The sequence below is a fragment of the Clostridium sp. AF27-5AA genome (assembly GCF_003478415.1).
Classification (GTDB): Bacteria; Bacillota; Clostridia; order Lachnospirales; family Lachnospiraceae; genus Otoolea; species Otoolea fessa.
The window spans coordinates 67,811-88,484 of sequence record NZ_QUFH01000005.1 but is presented as its reverse complement, the minus strand read 5'-3'; the positions used below and the strand labels follow the sequence as shown (position 1 = coordinate 88,484).

The window sequence follows — 20,674 nt, the reverse complement described above, 5'->3', positions numbered from 1 at the left end:
AAAAGCATTATCACCAATTTTCGCCTTAAACCTATTGAATTAAATAGATTTAGAATTAGAATTATTCGTTTACTATCACATGCTAAACAAATCCGCTAGCATTCCTATATCAATCAAGGTCAGCGTCAAGACATCTTCTTCATATGTAAAGCTTGCTTCACACCGCTTACACGGCAAGATCTTGACAAATGAAGCCAATATAAGTTTATGTCACCTAAGCAGAATTAAGTTGGTTTCTAACATCCGGAATATCGGTTTCCAATTTTCCAGAATTGTGGTTTCTTGAATCAAGAATATTCATTTACCTTTGTAAACTTATCTTTTCAATAATTTTTCTCATCCTTATTCCTTGTTCGAAACTAAAACCCGTAATACATCTTCGAAGTATATACATCGAGCTCCTTGACAGTTCAATATGAATACCTTGATTTAAAATTTCCTCCCATAATTCAAGATAGCTATTAACAATTTGATTTGGCTTTTCTTTATTTACAACACACACATAATACTCCATAACACTTAGGAGTTCCTTTTCCTCATCTACTCCTTCTTTTTCTTTTTTACAATGTTCTATTATCCATTCTTTTATTAACAATAAATATGTTTGTAAATCCTCGCCTTCAAAAAAATACATTTTTTTACAAATACTTACTATCTCATTACCACTTGCATGTTGTAAATTGGTTAAACTAAAATACTCAGTTATCTCTTGTTCTATTCCAGCTTTTTCTTCTTGTGAGATGACATTATTTTTAAAATTATCAAGGAATCCCATACTATCATTTAGCTGTAACAACCAATTTGACAATTCTTGTAAAGTATACTTTAGCCTCTTGCTTTCATTTAATTGAGTAATTTGTGTTAGTACAATATCTGAAAAATAATTTGCAACAACAAGAGAATCTTTTTCTGTAAAAGTCAAATAAGTCTCACTTCTCCTAAAATAATTATATATGTATATAATCAATTGACAAAATATATTAAGGACATTTTTGTCACTATCTTGTAACCATTGATTCCCCCTTTTAAATACATCATCCTCTGAATTATTCGCTAGTACATTCTCAAATAATTCTATACTATCCGGAAATAAATCTTCTATGGAAAACAATTGAGTTTCATTTTCCAACATATAACGAATGATGTATACAATATAATCTTCTCTCGATTTTATTTCTGACACAACCTTATCAACTATCTCTCCCCAATTTTTGCGATTTAGATTTCTCTGGCATTCTTTCATATCTAAATCCGTAATAAAGCTACTCAGAGAGAGCAATCCTTTTGTTCTCAACAGAGCATCTTGACAGAGTAACATTGCTTGATCAATTCTAAAGTAATATATTCTCTTATTTCTAGCATCGTCAATGTATTCAATCCTAAACCCTTGGTGAAACAACTCATTTACAATGAATGTTATTGTATATTCTCTCTTCGTTGTTTCGTTTGTTCTTATGATACTACAATCAATTCCCTGTTTCATTGCATCCTCAAGCCATTGATTAAAATGTTCTCGTAGAATAAAATCTTTTTCTCCTAAATAAACAAAATTATCCTCAAATTTTTCTATTATTGGTGCTATTGATGCATTTTTTCTGATCAGATTTCTATAGTATTCTGGCATATCAGCTGTTACAGATAAAACTAACATTCCAATCCCAATATCTTTATATGGAGTGCCACTTTCATGTCTATATACTTCACTTATAAGATTAGCTAATGATTGTATTAGTCTATCCTCTAAACCATTTTTCCATTGATTATTTTTGCTAAACCAGTTAAATAACCAACTATAATATTCTTTCCTATATGAATTACCCGGAATTTCACAAAAACCTGAAAACAAGAAATTTGAAAGTTCTAACTCATAATAATTTTGATTACCACTGTCAACACTCTCGTTCATCACTGTGCGATATGAAAAGACAGAATAATTAGCTAATAACCAATCTGATACTTGGCATTTCCATAACTCACCTCGTTCAGTACACCATACATATTTCATAAGCTTTGTTAATTCTCTTTGCAGGTTATACATGTATCCGGCAGATTCTGGCATTACACCCTGATGTATCATATCATCATCTAATTTGCTTTCTGATGCCGTTATATAAACCAAATAATCACACATTATAGAGAGTTCTTCTGGAATCTCTTGACTAACATCCTTTCCATCTGGCACTTGTTCCAATAACAATTTCATATATTCAAATGGCGGAACAATATATGCATAACCTTCATTAAACATTTGTGTAATAACATTAATATACTTCTCATCCGAAATAATTCTTTGCTCATGTAGTAACTCTACAATATCAGTAACGGAATCTTTGCCAATGTTTCTATATCAGGATGATTATACTTTTCTGAATTTGTTGAAACCAAATATGTATCGGATTCTATACATTCAACAAAATCATCACTAATATTATTTGCGGAACCATGATGTGGTAATTTTACTAATGAATACCCCCTGTCTTCTTGTGATAAATACTCTAGAACATCATCAGCTATATTGTCCGCCAAAAACAAGAGCTTCTTATTTCTATATCTAATTATTACTGAAATAGAAGACCTATTCGTAATAGAATTATCTTCACTCATTGGTTCCCTAGAAATTTCTTCAATAGTCATTTCTTCTGTATTATGGTTCGAGTAACATATCTTTTCATTATTTCCATTTCCATCTGTTGGCATACAACGACAATAGTATTCGAAAGCGTCATCAAATAACTTATCTTCCGAAAATACAAATGAGTATTTTGATTTCTTTAAATCTATCTTCCATTTCTTACCAAGTTTCTCTAAGTCAGAAATATTGGGTTTTAATACTGATATAAAACATTCTTTTCCAAACTGATAATTTATTCCATTATTAATGATAGCCTGCCCTTCAGATTGTTCATTCCAATGATAGTAGCCTTCAAATATTAACCCAGCAAGTGTTGTTCCCTGTATTGCACTAATCGGACTACTCTTACCAACATTGTAATTTAAGGAAACTTCCCCATTAGCAATAATCTTATTCAATATATTTTTTTCAGATTTACCTAACGTCTGATTTTTATCAAACTGTAAATGCCTGTAACTATTATGCCATATATTTTTAATTCTGATTATTTTGGAATCCATATCTGAGCCATTTTCCTTAAGCAGCTCAATTATTCCTCCTGTATGATCGTTATCAATATGTGTAACAATTAATAAGTCAATTTCCTTTCCTTCATTTCTTAACTGTATCAAACGAGTTTTTAAATAATTTCTATATGTCTCTGCAGTTCCACCATCTATAAGTATATGTATATCTTCTTTTTCAATTGTAATTAATATACAGTCCCCCTCATTCGCTGGTAATACTTCTATTTCTATTTCACTTTTCTTATACATATATAAATTTCCTCTAGATAATAATCACATGAAATGTAATATCTCATACTTGCAAACAAATACTACAATCCGTGTAATTACTATTGTTGCTATAATTTGTTTCACTTTATATTGATGTATTGACTCTAATCTTCTTTATAAAGTATACCTCCATATATATCAAATTAAAAACTTCAGTCTTCTTCCATAGATAGTGACAAAGCTCCCCCTCTGCACTCTTTTCAATGCTTCATAAAGAAGGTACTTCTCTGATTTCATTGCATCTTCTTTTGTTACTGGACCCAAAATCAAAACTACATTTTTCAAAGTACGCCTATCATCAACAACTACTACAGATAGCCTTTATTTTCCTCTGTACTTCCTCCGACTCTATCAACGCCCTCATCTTCTCACTTCCATGCTGAAGAAGTTCCGCCAGCAGCTTCTCCTCTAAGTGCCCGTCCTATCATCTGTGTCATAAGGATTGTAGAAACAGTTGGTCTTGCTAAAAATACTGTTTTGGTTTGTGGCAAGTCCACTCCCTCTGTCAAAATATTTACATTCACAAGTACCTTTACTTTTCCTTCTCTATATTCTTCTAATTTCCTCTCGTTGTCTTCTTTGCTGATTCTCACTCCTGTCACAGAATCTTTTACATCAGACACAATGAACTCCGACTTTATTCCCTCTTTATTAAACAACGCACTTAGATGAATTGCATGAACTACATTGATTGCGGCGGTGATGGAACGTTATGGGATTGAGTGGGAACATTTAGGCACACACGAAAAACATCTTTCTGTTTTGGATTATAAAAAGCAGGAAAGAGAAAAAGAAGTGGCGGCATTAGGTGCGAAAATCGAGCAGAAACAGATTGAATTTGATGTGTTGTCGGAACGAGTATTGAACTATGATAAGGCAAAAGACGAGCTGTCAAATCTTGAAATAGAGCTTGATACTGCACCGAAATATCAGTTGCCAGAACCAGAGAAATTTATGACTGCAAAGGCATATAAAACCAAAATGGCAGAGCCGGTTGTAAGGAAATTGAAGCAACTTGTCAAAACGGTGCTTGCCCGCTGCTTTGAGGGGTGGGACAACTATCATAGGCTGAATACAGCGAATGCACAGTTATACCGCACCAATCAGCGTTTGGAGAAAGTCAATGAAAGATTGACCGAAGAAAACAAAATCCTAAAAGCAGAAAATAAAGATTACAGCCTGCTCCGTAAGGTTTTTGGTCGCAAACAGATAGATGATTTGTTGGAGCAGGCAAGAACAGTTAAAGGTCGCAAGCGTGATAATACACGATCACGATAGACAAAAATCACAGGAGGAAAAGGAAAATGACAAAGACAATTTTTGAAGAAATGGGCGGAACTTATAGACAGGTGGGTGATTATTTATTGCCGAACATCACAGTACCAGCCGAAGAAGAAATAGAGCCGATTGGTTTATGGGGGAAACGACATGCAAGGCATTTAAAGGAACACTATAAAGTGTTATATATGAACCTGCTGACAAGCGGAAAGCTGCATAGTTATCTTGCAGAAGTCGATAAGCAAGCAGAGGATATGTTTCTTCGACTGGTAAAGGAATATGCCGACAGACAAGATGTGACGGAACAATTAAAGAAAGATAATCCCTACGAATGGATTGGAAGAATGAATAATATTCAGGCTTGTGTGAGGGAAGTTGTAGGAACGGAGTTGATTTACACATAAGCGTTTTACGGTATGGTGCTCCTGCGTTTGCTGGAGTGCTGTGGTTGTGGTTGTAAAGAGGTTGTGAAAGATTGAATTTCGTAATGGTTGGATGTATAATTAGGAAGTGAAAATTTTAATTTGCACTTCCATAAGGTGAAATGTATTGACACAAAAAATACAGTATGATAGTATTGCCATTAGAAGAAAGAAAGGCACATTTTGTGTAAGGTGAGGAAATGATTAATAGATAATTTGATTTAAGTAAGACACATATAGTTATTGAGCCTGTAGAGAATAGGTTTGTTTTGTGTACGCTTAAGTTGGATTATCGCAAGAGGCATTTCCTTTGTTTTCCTTTTGGAAAAGAAATAAGGGGCTATTTAGCGAGTCTATTTTTGCGTATGCAAAAAAGACTCGTTTTTGTGTGTTCAAAATAATAATTGGCTCAGACTTCGAAAAGGAGAAACTTTAATGTTGCAGATAAAAAAATTAAATTTAACACATAAAAAAGACCTGAGAATAATTCTTAATGATTTCAACCTTGTGCTAAATGATGGAGATAAGGCAGTTATTATTGGAGAAGAGGGAAATGGGAAATCGACATTAATGAAGTGGATATACAATCCGTCGCTTGTAGAAAACTATATAGAAGCAGATGGGGAAAGGATAATGGGACACGAACGTCTTGGTTATCTTCCGCAGGAGATGCTCGATGAAGATAAGGAAAAAACAATATACGAATATTTTTCTGAAGAGGAAATATTCTGGGAGAAAACGCCTAAAGAATTGTCTGTTATTGCGGGAAAATTTGGAATGAAAAATGATTTTTTCTACAGTAACCAGACAATGGGTAGTCTTTCAGGAGGCGAAAAAGTCAAGACACAACTTATGAGGCTTTTCATTCGCGATGTTTCTGTGCTGTTGTTGGACGAACCTTCCAATGACATCGACATTGCGACGCTTACATTACTGGAAAAAATCATAAATGACTGGAAGCACATTGTGCTTTTTATTTCACACGATGAAACGCTGATAGAGCGTACTGCCAACATGGTGATACATATCGAGCAGATTATACGAAAAACAAAGGCGAGATATACCGTGGCAAAGCTTCCCTATAGACGCTATGTGGAAGAACGGCTTCATAAATTTGAAATCCAAAAACAGCGGGCACTGAGTGACCGTAGGGAGAAAAAGATTCGCGATGAAAAATATCAAAGAGTTATGCAGAGTGTACAAGGTGCATTAAGAAGTTGTACCAGACAAGCACCGTCTGTTGCCAAAAACTTAAAGGACAAAATGCATACGGTTAAGGCAATGGAACGAAGATTTGAAAAAGAAGATGAAAATATGACTCAGATGCCGGAACAGGAAGAAGCAATCTTTGTCAAATTAGGGGATGAAAACTCACACATTCCCGCAGGAAAAACGGTCATAGAATATGAACTTTCAAAGCTTGTGACTCCGGATGGCAAAAGAATTTTAGCAGAAGGAATTCATTTAAAAATAAAAGGTTCAGAAAAAATCTGTATGATAGGAGCCAACGGGGCAGGAAAAACGACTCTTCTAAAAAAGATAGCGGAAGAACTCCTAAATCGGAATGACATTAAAGCAGAATATATGCCTCAAACTTATGAAGACCTGCTGGATTTGGATGTTACACCGGTTGATTACCTTGATAAAACAGGAGATAAAGAAGAGCGTACAAGAATTAGAACATACCTTGGTTCACTTAAATACACACCAGATGAAATGGAGCATCCGATTCGGGAGTTATCAGGCGGACAAAAGGCGAAAGTGCTTCTCTTGAGGATGAGCTTAAGTGGTGCAAATGTTCTTATTCTGGATGAACCGACAAGAAATTTTTCACCATTGTCCGGTCCGGTAATAAGAAAAATGCTCCGAGAATTTCCGGGGGCTGTCATTAGCATTTCTCACGATAGAAAGTATATTGAAGAGGTGTGCGATAAAATATATCAGCTAAATCCTAATGGATTACAGCTAATTGGTGATTGATAACAAAAAGGATGAAAGACTGACAAATTTCAGGCTTTTAGTGAGTTGGAAAGCATACAAAGATTTGAATTTGGAGGATAGATTATGGTACGTACAGAAGATGCATGTGAAATTATAAAATATGCTTTGCAAAACGAAATTAAAGTATATTTAGATGGCGGATGGGGTGTTGATGCACTTCTTAAAAGAGAATCAAGAATACACAATGATATTGATTTGTTTGTTGAACTGAAACATTATCATGATTATATTTATGTGATTAAGCAGCATGGATTTGAGGAAGTAAATACTGATTATACAACGGATGGTCATACTGTCTGGAAAGATGATAAACAAAGAATCATTGATTTACATTGTTTTGAATTTACAGATGACGGAATTGTTTATGAGGGAGATATATTTCCATCAAAAACTTTTTCCGGTATTGGAAAAGTTGGAGATATAACTGTTTCTTGTATTGAACCATTGAGTCAGGTAATGCTTCATTTGGGATATGAACACGATAAAAATGATGTGCATGATGTGATGCTGTTGTGTGAAACATTTCAAATAGCAATACCAGATGAATATAAGGAAAAGTAAAATTTCAGTTTTGTGTTGAATCTCTAAGCAAAATAGCTTATAATTTGACATGCTACATATAGTTATTATCCACAGTTATCGAGTAGGTGTTATCAATGCCGATAACAAAATGATAACATTAGCTCGTATAGGCAGGATAATATGGATATATCAAATAATCAAAAGAACGAGAAACATTACAGAGAATAATTCCTAAACAAAAAGCGTTAGTCTTTGTAGAGTTTGAATAATCCACACAACCAAAAGAAACCAGTATTTATGCGGGTTGCAAGCAAATTTGCTTAGTGATTGGCAACAAAATGGCAGCATTTTGTGATTATTCAAGAGATAGAAATTTTATTTCATAACGTATATAAAGAAACCTTACTGATTTTCAGAAGTAAAAAACTGAATATCGGTAAGGTTTTTCTATTCTCTTCTTTTATTTTTCTTTTTTAGTCAATTCTTTTACGAGGTAATCACTCAGCTTCTGAGATGGTACCTTGGCACGTTTCTGGTAAGTATCCAGTTCCGGGTACTTATATCTCCATTCATCATATTCTTCCTTGCTGATTTCATCGTTTTCCAGTTTGTCAGATTGTTCCATCCATGCACGAAACATTTCATCGACAGATGAGCCGGGAGCAGATATGGAAGAGTCAAGGCAGAGATGAGGTTGTCCATCTACATTTTTTACCTTCAGACCATACATATCTTCCAGTGCAAATAGTGTATGCATCAGACCTATGTGAGTATCAATATCTGGAACTGTTAAGGCATGAGTATTGATATCAAAGATCTGAGACATTTGTTTTACAAGATCAATCTTAGGAACTCTGGCTTCAGATTCATACTGAGCCATGCGGACATCTGAGGTTTTTCCCATGAATCCCAGTTGTTCTCCGAGTTGCTTTTGTGTCATGCCTTTGCGGTTGCGAAAAAATTTGATACGTTGTCCGATTGCCATTCTTGTTTGCCTCCTTATAGTGGTCATTCGTGTTGCCGTAATTAATTGTGATAGAAAATAAAACAATTCTGTTTAGGTTCAGTATAGCATGAGCAATTTTGGATAGCAAGAAGAACTTAAACAAAAAAATTTAATGTCCTCATAAAATCGCTTGACTTAAATTAAAATGTTTAGTATCATGCAAATGTAGTAACTTAAACAAAATGCGTTAAGATAGAAAGGAGAGATGAGATGTGACGAACAGAACTTTTATGACAGTAGAAGAAGTTGCAGCGGAACTGGGAGTTTCCAAGTCTTATGCTTATAAGATTGTCAAACAGTTAAATGATGAATTACAGAAGCTGGGTTATCTTACGGTAGCTGGCAGAGTAAACACCAATTATTTCCGCAAAAAAGTATGTTACAGCGAAGTGTAAGAGAGAGGAGAATTTGTATGAGTATTTACAAAGATAATGTCACTGGGAAGTGGCGAGTGGTTTATCGGTATACCGACTGGACAGGGAAAACGAAACAGACTTCAAAACGAGGATTTCCTACGAAGCGAGAAGCGCAGATGTGGGAACGAGAGCTATTGCTGAAGAAAGAAGCCAAATTGGATATGACTTTCGAAAGCTTTTATGAGATTTATGTGGAGGATATGCAAAATCGAATTCGTGATAATACCTGGGGAACGAAGACAAATATTGCCAGAACTAAAATTCTTCCTTATTTCGGAAAGCGTAAAATAGGAGAAATTGAGCCAAGGGACATTATTGCATGGCAGAATGAATTGCTTGCGATCCGGCAGCCAAATGGAAAGCCATATTCCACCTCTTATCTGCAGAAAATTCACAGTCAGTTAAGCTGTTCTTTTTCGGACTGTATCCATTGCGACCACTCCGTATCGCCACGACTGCCGCCCTTAAAACCTTGCGTTGCAAGAGCCTGCTTTAGTGACACTCTTGTATCAAGTCCACGCTTGCTGCCTGTGGTAAAAGGTACAAAATCTATGTGCAGATGTGGTGTAGCTTCATCCATATGCAGATGAGCCGAGAACACCCGAAGCTGTGGATTTCGCTCCTGAAAACCCTGATAGTATTCATCTAAAATCTGCTTTGCCAGTTCTCCGTTTTCCGTATCGGCGTTCATATTTCCCTTACCGCCCACCTGTAAAATGATTTCGTGGAACGGTTTTTCCTGCTTGGAACTTCGGATTTTTTCATAATAATCTTTTATCTTTCGGTCTGACCTTATCTGCTTGGCATTGTATCTTTCCAATGCTTCATCAAACAATTCGTGATAAACTGTCTTTATATTTTCATTGCAGTAGTCGATATTGAGATGAGTACGAGTTCCGTCTACATTTTCTGCTCGGAACTTTCGGCTATTGTGATTGACCGAGCCTTTACCGACCATTGCACTTATCGTTCTCTGCATTTTTTCATCTCCCATCTGTAAATTTCAACATTCTCAGGTTTTGTTACTTTTGTCAAAAGTAACGCAAAAGCACTTTTGACGGGTACACCCATCAAAAATGCGACCTGTAAACAGGTTTTGCGTTCTCCGAAGGCTCTCCGAGGGGTGAGCGTGTGCCGGTGGCACACACGCCTGCGAACCGACCGAGCCAGCAGGCGAGACCAAAGAGCCGCCTTTGAAAAGGCACTCTCTGCACACTCCCCTAAACTTTATCCGGTGTCAAAGTGTGACGATGGTGACAATGTTTTTCACAGCGTGCTGCTCTCAAAAACATTGACACCTTTGACACCGTTTGTCACGCCGTCTGCTCGGTTTCTTTCCAAAGTGAAACCTTTCTTCCGTCGTGTGTGCGGCTGTTCTGATAACGGATACCGTAATCACGAAACAGCCTGCTTGCGTTGATACTGAGCCTTAAAGAAAGTACATTCGGCTTTATATCCACCGCAAGCCTTTCGCAAAGTTCCGAAGCAGTTCCTTCCCATCTGTCACTTTCCGAAAAGAGCGTATCCGCTATCTTCTCAAGCAGAGGTTCGGGCGGTTCTTTCCACATCTCCGTTTCCGATTTTGCAAAGTTCCACACCAATCGCTCGCTGTCCCTTACAAGATGGATTTTCATATCCTGCTGGTCTCTGCCAGCAACATCAAGTGTGGCATTGTTGGAAGTACGCTTGTCCTTACTGAGAACAAATGCACCGTCTGCCGCACCCATCAGACCATTCGTGCCTGAAATCATATCGAATATATCTTCCGATTTTTGTTTGCGTGTATGATGAACAATAAGCATTGAAACCTTGTAACTGTCTGCCAACGCTTTCAGCCTTGCCACAACATCATAATCACTTGCGTAGCTGTAATCTGCTCCGCCTGCTTCACGCACACGCTTTAAGGTGTCTATGATAATCAAGCCTGTGTCTGGGTGTTCCCTCATAAACCCTCTTATCTGTTCTTCCAGTCCGCCATTGACCGTTTTACATTCCGTTGCGAAATACAGATTGCCTGTCTCCTTTGCACCGAACATCTGAAACAATCGCTTCTGCAAACGTGGGTAATCATCTTCAAGGGCAAAATAAAGCACCGTTGCCTTACGCACCTTATACTCCCAAAGCGGTGTGCCTGTGCTGATATGATAGGCAAGCTGTGCCATCATAAAGCTCTTTCCCACTTTCGGGGAACCTACGAAAAGGTAAGTTCCCCTTTGGAGCAGACCGTCGATAAGTGGTGTCTGAACCTCAAACACCGTATCATACAGCGTTGTCATTGATACTGTTTTCAGATAGGAAGGGTCTAACTGTCTGAGTATTTCCCTTTGCATTTCTTCAAAAGATTGCTCGTACCCCTTGAAATCCGTATCCTGATTGACTATACTATTGTCAGTACATTTGGAAAGTGACTGTTCCGCATCTGTTGCCGCAGATACATTTGGAATAGTCATTTCTTTTTTATTCTCCATTCGCATCCTCTCCTTTCAAACCGCCGAGAATAATGGAAATCAGTTCTATTACACTCAGCAGTTCATCATCCACACCTTTTCCTGCTTCAATCCTTTTCAGTTCCGCAAGGACTGTGGCAAATTCCGTTTTCAACGCCTTATACACTCTCGGATTGCCCTGTACCACCACATCCTGATTTAAGCAACGGCGGTAACAATACTCCTGTTTTGGCAATCCTGATAGAGCTACAGCTCTGTTAATGAGTTCGTTTTCTTCGGGCGATACTCGAAACCCTACTGTGATATTCCTCCAACGATTTTTGTTATCTCTGTTCTTAGCTGACATTTTCAAAATCTCCTTTCCCTAAATCATCTAATTTTTCTGCCATCTCAATCTGCTTTGACGGAAAGAGGTGTGCGTACTGATAAGTAATATCAATACTTTCGTGACCAACTCGGTCAGCAATCGCCACCGCAGAAAAGCCCATATCAATCAAGAGTGAAATGTGGCTGTGACGGAGATCGTGAATGCGGATACGCTTCACGCCTGCCGCCTTTGCCCCTCTGTCCATCTCGTGATGAAGATAGCTTTTCGTCACCGTAAAGATACGGTCTTTCTTCTTCAATCCGTAAAGCATACCGAGATATTCTTTCATTTCCTCACACAGAAACTTCGGCATTTTAATCGTGCGGTTGCTCTTTTTCGTTTTCGGAGAAGTAATCACATCCTGCCCTTTCAAACGCTGATAGGATTTATTGATTGTGACTGTTTCCTTATCAAAGTTGAAATCTGCCGGAGTCAAAGCTAACAGCTCGCCCTCTCGGATACCGCACCAGTAAAGCATTTCAAACGCATAAAAGGAAACAGGCTTGTCCATCATCTCAAAAGAGAATTTCTTGTATTCTTCCTTTGTCCAGAACAGCATTTCCTTGTGTTCCTCACGTCCCATATTTCCCACCTTTGCCGCAGGATTGGAACGCAGTTCATAGTAGCGGACAGCGTGATTGAAAATGGCGGACAACTGATTGTGCAGCGTTTTCAGATACGTCTGTGAATAAGGCTTTTTCTTCTCATCACGATAGGCAAGCATTTCATTCTGCCAAGTAATAATCTCCTTTGTGGAAATCTCGCTGATTTTCAGTTTCCCGAAATACGGAAGTATCTTTGTGCGTATGATATGCTCTTTGGTAAGCCACGTGTTTTCCTTCAAACGGTTCTTCACATCATTGATATAAAGCTCCGTAAAGGCTTCAAAACTCATATCAAGGTCTGAAGAAGTCTGCAATTTGAACATTCTTTCCCATTCCTGTGCTTCTCGTTTGGTAGCAAAGCCACGCTTGCATTTCTGCTTGCGTTCCCCTTTCCAGTTCACATACCTTGCCATCACATACCAAGTACCGTTATCTTCATTCTTAAATACCGGCATTTACATTTCCCCCTTTCCTGCTCCGTAGAGCCTTTCGTAAAAATACTGGCGATTTACACGCCCTGCAATCGTAATAAAGCCCTTTGCTTTCAATTCCTCATTTAATTGTCTGATGAGTTTATATGCATAAGGTTTTGATACGTTTAGTTCCTGAGCCACATCTTCGGCTCGGATAAATCTGTTTTCCATATCCTTTTTCTTCCTTTCTTAAAATAATTTTTTGCTTGCCGCTTTCTCCGTGTTAAAGTTCCAACAGGCACTCCTGCTTGTCGGCAGGCGCTGTGCTGTCCCAATGCACCGCAGTACATCAGGCGCTCGCTCGTATAGGGGTTCCCGAAAAGTCGGAGACTTTTGGGGAAGAGGAGGAGCAGTGCAGCGAATGAGCTTTTGTGCTTGCACACAAGCGAACGATACGGAACTTGCTCCGACGAGGTCTTGGCGGTTTGGCTTTTCGGACGGTCATTCAGTTGTCGCATTAAGCATATTTGTTTAATTCGTAATTTATTTTACTAAACATATTTGCTATTGTCAAGTGGTTGCAAAGAAAATATTAAACATTTTTGTTTCGGTTTTTCTTGACTTCCACTAAACATTTCTGCTATACTTATTTCACTAAATATAAAAGGAGCGTATCATTATGGCTATCAGCGAAAGAATACATTTTTTCAGACTAATGCGTGGTATGACACAAAAGTATCTCGGTACAGCAATCGGTTTTCCAGAAAAGAGTGCTGATGTGCGTTTGGCACAGTACGAAACTGGTACACGCAAACCGAAAGCAGACCTTACAAATGCATTGGCACAGGTGCTTGATGTTTCTCCACAGGCTCTTGATGTTCCTGACATAGACAGCTATATCGGTCTTATGCACACTCTGTTTACCCTTGAAGATATTTACGGTCTTACTGTCAGTGAAGCAGACGGAGAGGTATGCTTAAAGGTCAACAAGGACAAAGGCAGAGAAGCATATGAACTCCTCAAAATGCTGTATGCTTGGAAAGAACAGGCAGACAAGCTATCTTCCGAAGAAATCAACAGAGAAGAATACGATAACTGGCGTTACCATTATCCAGAGTTCGACACCACACAGCGTTGGGCAAAAGTTCCATCACAGGAATTAAGTGACGCTCTCGTGGAAGCATTCAAAGACCACTTGAAAGATAAATAAGCACCTACAGGACCTGCCACTGGCAGCTCCCTACAGATGCTTTGGCAACGACAAAAAAGCCCTTAACTATGGTTATTAACCACAGCTAAGGGCTTAGTTTATAATATGGAATTTGTTCAGAGCCAAGCTCCGAACTTTAGTCTGCAAGCCACCTGTTAATTGTTCCGTTACCCATAAACCACTGGATAACAAGAATAATGGCACTTGCTATGACTGTTATCAATTTGTTATCAAAAGACTAATCGAAATCGCTGAAACCCGCATAAACACTGGCTTTTTTAAGCAACTCGATTTATTCAAACTCAATCGTAGCCGGCGGTTTCCCCGTACAATCATACAGTACGCGGTTTACACCTTTTACCTCATTGACAATTCGGCTTGTGACTTTTCCAAGTACTTCCCACGGAAGTTCTGCGGATTCTGCGGTCATGAAGTCGGATGTGAGGACGGCACGAAGTGCGATGGCATAGTCATAGGTTCTGACATCGCCCATGCAGCCTACGGAACGCATATTGGTCAGGGCTGCGAAGTACTGACCGAGTGTGCGGTCGATACCTGCTTTTGTGATCTCCTCGCGGTAGATAGCGTCTGCATCCTGTACGATGCGTACCTTCTCTGCGGTTACCTCACCGATGATACGAACGCCAAGTCCCGGACCCGGGAACGGCTGACGGTATACCAGATTTTCCGGAATACCAAGCTCCAGACCGGCGCGGCGGACCTCATCCTTAAACAGCATACGCAGCGGCTCGATGATCTCCTTGAAATCTACGTGTTCCGGAAGTCCGCCTACGTTGTGGTGGGACTTGATAACAGCGGATTTTCCAAGACCGGACTCAATTACATCCGGGTAAATCGTACCCTGTACGAAGTAATCTACTTTGCCAATCTTCTTTGCTTCTTCCTCAAATACGCGGATGAACTCTTCGCCGATGATCTTACGCTTGCGCTCCGGATCGGTTACACCTGCCAGCTTGTCGTAGAAACGCTGCTGTGCATTGACACGGATGAAGTTCAGCTTGTACGGACCGTTCGGACCAAATACTGCCTCTACCTCGTCACCCTCGTTTTTACGAAGCAGACCGTGATCGACGAATACGCAGGTCAGCTGGTCGCCGATCGCTTTCGCCATCAGGACGCCTGCTACGGAAGAGTCTACACCGCCGGACAGAGCCAGAAGGGCACGACCATTTCCTACTTTTTTACGGATTTCTTCGATGGATTTCTCTACGAACGCATCCATCTTCCAGTCACCTGCACAATGGCAGACACTGTATACGAAGTTATGCAGCATCTTGGAGCCTTCCTGTGTATGAAGTACCTCCGGATGTGCCTGGATGCCGTACCAGCCTTTTTCTTCATTTTCCATACCTGCAATCGGGCAGACCGGAGTATGGGCTGTCACACGGAAACCTTCCGGCATCTTGGAAATATAGTCGGTATGGCTCATCCAGCATATGGTCTTCGGGGATACATCCTCATACAGCTTAGATGTTGTGTCTACCTCTACCTCAGTCTTTCCGTATTCGCTGACCGGTGCTGTGGCAACCTCGCCACCTAACAGGTAGGACATCAGCTGTGCGCCATAGCAGATACCCAGTACCGGGATTCCCAGATCAAAGATTTCCTTTGAACATCTCGGAGATTCCTCCTTGTATACACTGTTCGGTCCGCCGGTGAAAATGATACCCTTCGGGTTCATCTCTTTGATTTTTTCCAGCGGCAGGGTGTAAGGATGAACCTCACAATATACGTTACACTCTCTTACTCTTCTGGCAATCAACTGATTGTACTGTCCGCCAAAGTCCAGTACAATGATCATCTCTTTCTCCACGAGTATTCCTCCTATAATTTTATGCTGCGATCCGTACTTCATCAACTTGTAGCTTCGAATCAACTTCCAGGATTTATGGTCACACGCTTGCACAACATGTGAACTGTAACAGTCATACTGCTGCCGCAGGTAATCACTCCGTTCCAGCTCCATCGCCGCCAATCGAAAAATAACCGGTCGCAATCTGTTCAGCAGCTATACCACGTTCTCTTCCTGTCAATTCCTGTAACTTTTATTATAAAATACCCGGCAATTAAAGACAAGCCATTTTTACGGTATTTTCAGGCACTTTTTTCAGAAAAATGCTTTTCGATTCAATTCAAGTCGAACATCCGTGAGACTTGGCGCGTGATTCTGGTCAGCGAAGCATCGGCAAAATCCGCTACCAGTATGATATCGTACGGAATTTTCAGTGCAGAAAATTCCTATCCGCAAGTAAAAATGCATATTCTATGCAGAATCACTGCGCATCCTCGCGGAGCGTTTATCTCAACCGGAGACCTAACTCCCACTAAGACAAATTTGTTATTACTCGCCACCTAAAGAGGTGGGGGCTTCTCAACTGAGAGCAAAGGATGAAAATTATTATACTATTTGCATTGTGCAGATATGCACACCCTGCGCTTTCATCTCGGTAATTGAATTGCCGAGGATTCCCGCTTATTGTCCTAAACATTTAAATATTTCTTCACATACTTCCCCGTATACGATCCCGGCGTCGCTGCCACCTCTTCCGGTGTTCCTTTCGCAATCACGGTTCCGCCGCCCTCGCCGCCTTCCGGTCCGATGTCGATCAGGTAGTCAGCAGTTTTGATGACATCCAGGTTATGCTCAATGACAACCACGGTATTTCCACCATCCGACAAACGTCTTAATATCTCAATCAGACGATGTACATCGGCAAAATGAAGTCCCGTAGTCGGTTCGTCCAGAATATAGATCGTCTTGCCGGTTCCACGCTTGCTCAGCTCCGTCGCCAGCTTGATTCGCTGTGCCTCACCGCCGGACAGCTCGGTGGACGGCTGTCCCAGGCGGATATAGGAAAGTCCTACATCGTAGAGTGTCGCAATCTTCCGGTGTATGGACGGCACATTTTCGAAGAATTTCATCGCCTCCTCGACCGTCATATTGAGGACATCATAGATGCTTTTCCCTTTATATTTGACCTCCAGCGTTTCCCGGTTATAGCGCTTGCCGCCGCAGACCTCACACGGCACATAGATATCCGGCAGGAAATGCATCTCGATCTTGATGATACCGTCGCCGGAGCACGCCTCACAGCGCCCGCCTTTTTTATTGAAGCTGAAACGTCCTTTATTGTAGCCTTTTGCCTTGGCATCCGTAGATGCCGCAAACAGATCCCGGATCAGATCAAATGCCCCCGTATAGGTTGCCGGATTGGAACGCGGCGTCCGCCCGATCGGAGACTGGTCGATCGCGATAATCTTATCGAGCTGCTCGACGCCCTCGATGGATTTATGTTTTCCCGGAATCGTGTGTGCTCGGTTCAGCTTCTTTGCCAGCGCTTTATAAAGAATCTCATTGACAAGTGAGCTCTTTCCCGAACCGGAAACGCCGGTGACGCAGGTCATCACGCCCAGCGGGAATTTGACGTCGATATTCTTAAGATTATTTTCCGCTGCGCCTTTCACCGTCAGCCAGCCGGCCGGTTTTCTCCGCTCGGACGGCACCGGAATCTGAATGCGCCCGCTCAAATATGCACCGGTAATCGATTTTTCATTTTTCATGATCTCTTCCGCTGTGCCGATCGCCACGACCTCGCCGCCGTGTTCGCCTGCGCCCGGACCGATGTCCACGATACAGTCTGCCGCGCGCATCGTATCCTCGTCATGCTCAACCACCAGAACTGAATTTCCCAGATCCCGCAGGTGTTTCAGGGTATCCAGAAGCTTGTCGTTGTCCCGCTGGTGAAGTCCGATACTCGGCTCGTCCAGAATATATGCCACACCGACCAGACCGGAGCCGATCTGGGTTGCCAGGCGGATTCGCTGCGCCTCGCCGCCGGACAGCGTGCCAGTCGCACGCGACAGGGAAAGGTATTCCAGACCGACATTGATAAGGAAGCTGATCCTCGCCCGAATCTCTTTCAAAATCGGCGCACCAATCGCCTGCTGCATCGGCGTCAGCTCCAGCGCATCGATAAATTCGCGGAATTTGACGATCGACATATCGGTCGCCTCGAAAATATTTTTCCCGCCAACCGTGACTGCCAGAGATTCCTTCTTTAATCGCTGCCCCTTGCAGGCTGGACACGGCGTGATCCGCATAAATGTCTCATATTCCGCCTTCATTGAATCAGAGAACGTCTCACGGTATTTGCGGTTCATGCTCTGAATCAGCCCCTCAAAGGCAATATCATAAATTCCCTCGCCACGCTGTCCACGGTAATACACCTTCACAACCTTGCCGCCGGTTCCGTAAATTAAAATATCATGGATCTCCTTCGGATAATCTTCAAACGGGGTATCCAGACTGAAATCGTATTCTTTTGCCAATGCATTTAAGATCGCGCCGGAAAAGCTCGTTTTGTCCGTGCAGGACTGCCATCCCATCGCCGTGATCGCACCCTGATTGATGCTCAGGCTCTTGTCTGGAATCATCAGATCCTCATCAAACTCCATCTTATATCCCAGACCGAAGCAGTCCGGGCACGCACCAAATGGGTTGTTGAAAGAGAAGCTGCGCGGTTCGACCTCATCCACGCTGATACCGCAGTCCGGGCAGGAAAAATTCTGGCTGAACGTCAGGGTATCGTGCTTTTCTTCGCCGTTTTCATCCCGCACCGCCGTATCGGTCAGCATCAGACCATTGGAGAGACCCATGACCGTTTCAATCGAATCCGAAAGGCGTTTCTCAATCCCCGGCTTGACCACCAGGCGATCGACCACAATCTCAATATTGTGCTTGATATTTTTATCCAGCGTGATCTCCTCGGAAAGCTCGTATAAGCTGCCGTCCACCCGCACACGGACATAACCGCTCTTCTTTGCCTGCTCCAGCACTTTCTCGTGGCGTCCTTTCCGCCCGCGCACGACCGGGGCAAGAAGCTGGATCTTTGTGCGCTCTGGCAGCGCCATGATCTGGTCAACCATCTGATCGACCGTCTGGCGGCGGATCTCACGACCGCACTTCGGGCAATGCGGAATACCGATCCGTGCGTACAAAAGACGCATATAATCATAGATCTCCGTCACTGTGCCGACCGTCGAACGCGGATTCCGGTTCGTCGATTTCTGGTCGATAGAGATCGCCGGGGACAAGCCCTCGATGCTCTCGACATCCGGCTTTTCCATCTGACCTAAGAACTGACGCGCATAAGACGACAGGGACTCCATATACCGCCGCTGCCCTTCGGCATAGATCGTGTCAAATGCCAGAGATGATTTACCCGAACCAGAAAGTCCGGTCAGGACGACCAGCTCATTTCTCGGAATATCAATGGAAATGTTTTTCAGATTGTGCTCATTGGCACCTCGTATCTTTATATATTGCTTCGCCATATCTGTACCTCAATTATCATTGACTCTGCTCTGTTTTATCATGTCGCTGCTGACTTATTTTATAGTCATTATAGTCACAGTCTTCCCTGTAATTATGCTTAGTATAACACATTCCAAAAGCCTTTGCAAACATTTGTTCTGTTTGATAAAATTGAATCAGCTAAACATAGATATTCCTTGGGAATAGAAGTCAAACTTTTCATCAATTCTAATACAAAAAGGGCACCTCCGCCCGACTCCAAACCTAGCATGGAGACCAAACAAAAATACCCTTTCGTCCTATTTCATTTTTTCACGCATTCATTTTATTTCACGATTTTTCGTTTCCCGAAGATACACCAGCCAGTACCCGCCTCCAATCACCAGCATCCCGCCGATCATATTTCCGATCGTAGCCGGAATCAGATTATTGAGAATAAAGGTTCCGATCGTCAGCCCTTCCGCTGCCAGACCGTACTCGCCCATGATCATCAGCCCCGCCGGGATGTAAAACATATTGGCGATGCAATGCTCGAAGCCGCAGAGAATGAAAATCGCCACCGGCGGATAAAGCGCTAGAATTTTGCCAGATACCTGCTCGGAGCTCATCGCCGCCCAGACTGCAATACAAACCAGCACATTACAGAGAACCGCACGGCACAGCACCTCCGGCAGAGTCAGGGTCACCTTGGAAACGGCTGTATTCAGAAGAACCTGCGCCAGATCGCCGCCGTACAGGCTTGGAATATGCCCGTAGACAAATAAAACCGCCACAAAGATCGCGCCAATCAGATTTCCCAGATAGACAAACAGAAGATTTTTAAACAGACCGCCCACGGAAATCCGTTTCTGCAGCGCCGAGATCGTCATCAGGCAGTTCCCAGTGAAAAGTTCCGCCCCGGTGCAGACCACCAGCGCCAATCCTGCCGGGAATACGAGTGCCGAAGCAATCCGCGATGCCGAGGCATTTGTCATTGCTGCCGAGGCAACCGAAGCCCCCGCGCCTGCCAGCGCGATGAACATTCCGGCGAAAAAGCCGAGTATCAGCATATGAGACACCGGAAGTTCCGCCTTTTTTCTGCCCGTCTCCACATAATTTTCTGCAATCTGTTTCGATGCAATCATAGATTTTCCTCCCATCAGCCTTTCTATGTCCGAAATTCATTTTTCAAATTCTTCCTTTTATCTTCTGAATTTCCGAACTTGCCACATCGTTTTATAACCTTTCCTTCCATTTCAAACAGA

At 41.6% G+C, this 20,674-nt stretch carries 17 protein-coding genes and 2 pseudogenes; 7 read left to right on the top strand and 12 right to left on the bottom strand.

Going from position 1 to position 20,674, the window contains the following annotated elements; all coding sequences use genetic code 11:
• Nucleotides 1–301 precede the first annotated feature (301 nt).
• The 3 genes from DWY89_RS06915 to DWY89_RS06905 form a co-directional block, all read right to left on the bottom strand.
• Complete coding sequence (locus tag DWY89_RS06915; RefSeq protein WP_118524514.1) at nt 302–2,248, bottom strand: hypothetical protein; 1,947 nt, start codon at nt 2,246–2,248, stop codon at nt 302–304.
• 59 nt (nt 2,249–2,307) lie between these two features.
• The gene (locus DWY89_RS06910; RefSeq protein ID WP_118524513.1) at nt 2,308–3,387 is read right to left on the bottom strand and encodes an MBL fold metallo-hydrolase; all 1,080 of its coding nucleotides are present in this window, start codon (nt 3,385–3,387) and stop codon (nt 2,308–2,310) included.
• Between the two features lie 389 nt (nt 3,388–3,776).
• Nucleotides 3,777–4,031 carry a helicase-related protein gene (locus DWY89_RS06905; RefSeq protein WP_347474715.1) on the bottom strand — a complete coding sequence of 85 codons (255 nt, stop codon included), beginning with the start codon at nt 4,029–4,031 and terminating at the stop codon, nt 3,777–3,779.
• 79 nt (nt 4,032–4,110) lie between these two features.
• Between DWY89_RS06905 and DWY89_RS06900 the strand changes: the two genes are divergently transcribed.
• From DWY89_RS06900 to DWY89_RS06885, 4 genes are all read left to right on the top strand, one after another.
• Nucleotides 4,111–4,686 (top strand): hypothetical protein, encoded by a 576-nt coding sequence (locus DWY89_RS06900; protein WP_243022781.1) that lies wholly within the window; start codon nt 4,111–4,113, stop codon nt 4,684–4,686.
• A gap of 26 nt (nt 4,687–4,712) precedes the next feature.
• The gene (locus DWY89_RS06895; RefSeq protein ID WP_009247523.1) at nt 4,713–5,090 is read left to right on the top strand and encodes a TnpV protein; all 378 of its coding nucleotides are present in this window, start codon (nt 4,713–4,715) and stop codon (nt 5,088–5,090) included.
• 453 nt (nt 5,091–5,543) lie between these two features.
• Nucleotides 5,544–7,088, top strand: coding sequence for an ATP-binding cassette domain-containing protein (locus tag DWY89_RS06890; protein ID WP_009247522.1), 1,545 nt, complete (start codon nt 5,544–5,546; stop codon nt 7,086–7,088).
• Between the two features lie 84 nt (nt 7,089–7,172).
• Nucleotides 7,173–7,670, top strand: a complete 498-nt coding sequence (locus tag DWY89_RS06885) for an aminoglycoside nucleotidyltransferase (RefSeq protein ID WP_009247521.1) — start codon at nt 7,173–7,175, stop codon at nt 7,668–7,670.
• A gap of 421 nt (nt 7,671–8,091) precedes the next feature.
• Here DWY89_RS06885 and DWY89_RS06880 read toward each other — a convergent pair whose 3' ends face one another.
• The gene (locus DWY89_RS06880; RefSeq protein WP_118468255.1) at nt 8,092–8,616 is read right to left on the bottom strand and encodes a helix-turn-helix transcriptional regulator; all 525 of its coding nucleotides are present in this window, start codon (nt 8,614–8,616) and stop codon (nt 8,092–8,094) included.
• Between the two features lie 233 nt (nt 8,617–8,849).
• Between DWY89_RS06880 and DWY89_RS06875 the strand changes: the two genes are divergently transcribed.
• On the top strand, nt 8,850–9,032 hold the full coding sequence (locus DWY89_RS06875) for a transcriptional regulator (protein ID WP_026650251.1): 183 nt from the start codon (nt 8,850–8,852) through the stop codon (nt 9,030–9,032).
• A pseudogene (locus tag DWY89_RS06870) lies at nt 9,014–9,379 on the top strand (Arm DNA-binding domain-containing protein); the annotation flags it as partial. The gene DWY89_RS06875 and the pseudogene DWY89_RS06870, both read left to right, overlap by 19 nt.
• Before the next feature lie 77 nt (nt 9,380–9,456).
• On the opposite strand, the pseudogene DWY89_RS06865 reads toward DWY89_RS06870, so the two are convergent.
• The 5 genes and pseudogenes from DWY89_RS06865 to DWY89_RS06845 all read right to left on the bottom strand — a co-directional run.
• A pseudogene (locus DWY89_RS06865) lies at nt 9,457–10,011 on the bottom strand (plasmid recombination protein); the annotation flags it as partial.
• Nucleotides 10,012–10,366: 355 nt separating this feature from the next.
• On the bottom strand, nt 10,367–11,521 hold the full coding sequence (locus DWY89_RS06860) for an AAA family ATPase (RefSeq protein ID WP_009247525.1): 1,155 nt from the start codon (nt 11,519–11,521) through the stop codon (nt 10,367–10,369).
• Nucleotides 11,511–11,846 carry a hypothetical protein gene (locus DWY89_RS06855; protein WP_009247526.1) on the bottom strand — a complete coding sequence of 112 codons (336 nt, stop codon included), beginning with the start codon at nt 11,844–11,846 and terminating at the stop codon, nt 11,511–11,513. The genes DWY89_RS06860 and DWY89_RS06855 overlap by 11 nt, the downstream gene beginning before the upstream one ends.
• Nucleotides 11,836–12,927 (bottom strand): site-specific integrase, encoded by a 1,092-nt coding sequence (locus tag DWY89_RS06850; protein ID WP_009247527.1) that lies wholly within the window; start codon nt 12,925–12,927, stop codon nt 11,836–11,838. Before DWY89_RS06850 ends, DWY89_RS06855 begins: the two co-directional genes overlap by 11 nt.
• Nucleotides 12,928–13,116, bottom strand: a complete 189-nt coding sequence (locus DWY89_RS06845) for a transcriptional regulator (protein WP_009247528.1) — start codon at nt 13,114–13,116, stop codon at nt 12,928–12,930.
• A 448-nt stretch (nt 13,117–13,564) separates the two neighbouring features.
• Between DWY89_RS06845 and DWY89_RS06840 the strand changes: the two genes are divergently transcribed.
• Nucleotides 13,565–14,095 carry a helix-turn-helix transcriptional regulator gene (locus tag DWY89_RS06840; RefSeq protein WP_009247529.1) on the top strand — a complete coding sequence of 177 codons (531 nt, stop codon included), beginning with the start codon at nt 13,565–13,567 and terminating at the stop codon, nt 14,093–14,095.
• Nucleotides 14,096–14,387: 292 nt separating this feature from the next.
• On the opposite strand, the gene guaA is transcribed toward DWY89_RS06840, so the two are convergent.
• The 3 genes from guaA to DWY89_RS06825 form a co-directional block, all read right to left on the bottom strand.
• Entirely contained in the window at nt 14,388–15,929 is a 1,542-nt protein-coding gene (gene guaA / locus DWY89_RS06835; protein WP_118523874.1) for a glutamine-hydrolyzing GMP synthase, read from the bottom strand.
• 668 nt (nt 15,930–16,597) lie between these two features.
• Nucleotides 16,598–19,450 carry an excinuclease ABC subunit UvrA gene (gene uvrA, locus DWY89_RS06830; RefSeq protein ID WP_118472205.1) on the bottom strand — a complete coding sequence of 951 codons (2,853 nt, stop codon included), beginning with the start codon at nt 19,448–19,450 and terminating at the stop codon, nt 16,598–16,600.
• A gap of 300 nt (nt 19,451–19,750) precedes the next feature.
• A complete protein-coding gene (locus DWY89_RS06825) occupies nt 19,751–20,554 on the bottom strand; it encodes a formate/nitrite transporter family protein (protein ID WP_182434520.1) in 804 nt (267 codons plus the stop codon).
• Between the last annotated feature and the right edge of the window lie 120 nt (nt 20,555–20,674).

What these genes read in the sequence shown, in the direction of transcription:
- DWY89_RS06890 (WP_009247522.1), top strand. Translation starts at nt 5,544, where the DNA reads ATGTTGCAGATAAAAAAATTAAATTTAACACATAAAAAAGACCTGAGA.
- DWY89_RS06895 (WP_009247523.1), top strand. Translation starts at nt 4,713, where the DNA reads ATGACAAAGACAATTTTTGAAGAAATGGGCGGAACTTATAGACAGGTG.
- DWY89_RS06910 (WP_118524513.1), bottom strand. Translation starts at nt 3,387, where the DNA reads ATGTATAAGAAAAGTGAAATAGAAATAGAAGTATTACCAGCGAATGAG.
- DWY89_RS06825 (WP_182434520.1), bottom strand. Translation starts at nt 20,554, where the DNA reads ATGATTGCATCGAAACAGATTGCAGAAAATTATGTGGAGACGGGCAGA.
- DWY89_RS06900 (WP_243022781.1), top strand. Translation starts at nt 4,111, where the DNA reads ATGGAACGTTATGGGATTGAGTGGGAACATTTAGGCACACACGAAAAA.
- DWY89_RS06885 (WP_009247521.1), top strand. Translation starts at nt 7,173, where the DNA reads ATGGTACGTACAGAAGATGCATGTGAAATTATAAAATATGCTTTGCAA.
- DWY89_RS06855 (WP_009247526.1), bottom strand. Translation starts at nt 11,846, where the DNA reads ATGTCAGCTAAGAACAGAGATAACAAAAATCGTTGGAGGAATATCACA.
- DWY89_RS06840 (WP_009247529.1), top strand. Translation starts at nt 13,565, where the DNA reads ATGGCTATCAGCGAAAGAATACATTTTTTCAGACTAATGCGTGGTATG.
- DWY89_RS06845 (WP_009247528.1), bottom strand. Translation starts at nt 13,116, where the DNA reads ATGGAAAACAGATTTATCCGAGCCGAAGATGTGGCTCAGGAACTAAAC.
- DWY89_RS06860 (WP_009247525.1), bottom strand. Translation starts at nt 11,521, where the DNA reads ATGGAGAATAAAAAAGAAATGACTATTCCAAATGTATCTGCGGCAACA.
- DWY89_RS06880 (WP_118468255.1), bottom strand. Translation starts at nt 8,616, where the DNA reads ATGGCAATCGGACAACGTATCAAATTTTTTCGCAACCGCAAAGGCATG.
- DWY89_RS06915 (WP_118524514.1), bottom strand. Translation starts at nt 2,248, where the DNA reads ATGTTTAATGAAGGTTATGCATATATTGTTCCGCCATTTGAATATATG.
- uvrA (WP_118472205.1), bottom strand. Translation starts at nt 19,450, where the DNA reads ATGGCGAAGCAATATATAAAGATACGAGGTGCCAATGAGCACAATCTG.
- DWY89_RS06850 (WP_009247527.1), bottom strand. Translation starts at nt 12,927, where the DNA reads ATGCCGGTATTTAAGAATGAAGATAACGGTACTTGGTATGTGATGGCA.